Annotated in this window: 2 protein-coding genes and 1 pseudogene; all 3 read left to right on the top strand. The window is 35.5% G+C overall.

Annotation, left to right across the window (positions count from 1 at the left end):
- Window positions 1–383: 383 nt before the first annotated feature.
- Window positions 384–869, top strand: a complete 486-nt coding sequence (locus KHA90_RS24970; RefSeq protein ID WP_213308232.1) for a reverse transcriptase domain-containing protein — start codon at window positions 384–386, stop codon at window positions 867–869.
- Between the two features lie 242 nt (window positions 870–1,111).
- A complete protein-coding gene (locus tag KHA90_RS24965) occupies window positions 1,112–1,408 on the top strand; it encodes a hypothetical protein (RefSeq protein WP_213308230.1) in 297 nt (98 codons plus the stop codon).
- 11 nt (window positions 1,409–1,419) lie between these two features.
- A pseudogene (locus KHA90_RS24960) lies at window positions 1,420–1,771 on the top strand (hypothetical protein); the annotation flags it as partial.

Genomic DNA, 1,771 nt, shown 5'->3' with positions numbered 1-1,771 from the left:
CACTGGCACGCGCATACGCACTGCGGCTCCCGCCGTGTGTTCAGAACGAGAGCGATCGGTCGTTATTTCTGGGAACACTTCTCTGATTTGATTAAGACCGTTCTATAAAAAATAAGGTTGTGCATTGAATGCTGTGGTTTTTGAGTCGTTCTCCCTCTTCGGGTTGGTCGTTGAACAATGTCGATAACTGGAACACGAATACGAACTGCAGCTCCCACCATGTAAAAATATTATTCGGTGCAAACCCTGCCATCAGTGCAAAAAAACACAATTTTTAACGGGTCGTTAGTATTCTGCTCTTGTCAAGAAAGCGACCCAATAATACAAAGGCTTTGAAAAGATACAACAATCTATATAGCGAAATAATCAGTATTGAAAACCTAATGTTAGCCGATACAAGAGCGCAGAAAGGCAAATCAAAACAAAAAGGTGTGATCATCCATAATAGGAATAAAGAGAGCAATATCTTGAAGCTGCACGATATCCTTAAAAACAAAGTTTACGTAACCTCTGAATATGCAACCTTTAAAGTATATGAACCAAAAGAAAGGATCGTCTCAAAATTACAGTTCTTTCCAGATCGTATCACGCACCACGCTATAATGAACGTTTTAGAGCCAATATTTACAAAACTATTCACAACTGATACCTACAGTTCAATAAAAGGAAAAGGGATACATTCTGCCGCCAAAGCTGTCAAGAAAGCTTTGGCAGATGTACCCGGTACAACTTACTGCTTGAAGTTGGACATTACTAAATTTTATCCCTCAATAAATCACCACATATTAAAGAATCAGCTCAGAAGAAAATTTAAAGACAATGATCACAAACAACAAAGAAGATTTACATGCTATTTTATCAGAGATTAAACAGTATTTAAATGATCATTTAAAACTGCAAGTAAAACGGAATTACCAAGTTTTCCCAGTAGAGAAAAGAGGAATTGACTTTGTGGGTTATGTTTTTTACCACACGCATACAAGACTACGAAAATCAATCAAAAAACGCGCAGCAAAAGCATTTACGAAAAACAACAAAGCAGTTATTGCCGCCTATATGGGATGGATTATGCACTGTGACTCTAACCACTTACTTAAAAAGATACTACCAGATGACCAAATTCTCGGATTTAGGAATAGAAGTCGAAGTAACGCACTTCGCAGGAAAAAGCATAAAAATAGACGAAATATTGAATGTATTGATCAAAGTCCACGCTTACAAGATAGAACCATCAAAAAAGAAAGTCAACTCAGATTATTTGACTTTGCAAATTGAAATTGATGACCGTAAAAGAGTTGTTTTTACCGGTGCAACAATACTGATCCAAACCATTAAAAAGATTCCAAAAGATAAATTCCCATTCACCACAACAATTGTCAAACGAAACGAATATTTAGAATTCACTTAAAACTTAAAATTATGAAATTACATTTTAGCCAACATATCAAAGATAAACCTACCCATTTTGTGGAAAAGATTTGGAAAGGTTTAAAAACTTGTATCTCACAAGAATTATACATTGAACATGAAAAAAGAATGTCACATGAAAAACTGACTAAACAATATGAAGTCGACATCGAGGTTTACGAAAAAGTACTTCCTAAAATTCACACGATCCGTAAAGACTTAAAGAAAGATTGGCACGTTGGTAAACCTATTAACTTCCTGATCAATTTTAGAGGAAATAAGACTGTTTACTTCGCGCCGGTTCTGCCGGTGGTCAGCACTCAAAAAATTGTATTAAAATATTACAATGAAAAATTTTTGGTTT

The organism is Flavobacterium psychroterrae, assembly GCF_018380615.1.
Classification (GTDB): Bacteria; Bacteroidota; Bacteroidia; order Flavobacteriales; family Flavobacteriaceae; genus Flavobacterium; species Flavobacterium psychroterrae.
This window is presented reverse-complemented; position numbering and strand designations above follow the sequence as displayed.

What these genes read in the sequence shown, in the direction of transcription:
- KHA90_RS24970 (WP_213308232.1), top strand. Translation starts at nt 384, where the DNA reads ATGTTAGCCGATACAAGAGCGCAGAAAGGCAAATCAAAACAAAAAGGT.
- KHA90_RS24965 (WP_213308230.1), top strand. Translation starts at nt 1,112, where the DNA reads ATGACCAAATTCTCGGATTTAGGAATAGAAGTCGAAGTAACGCACTTC.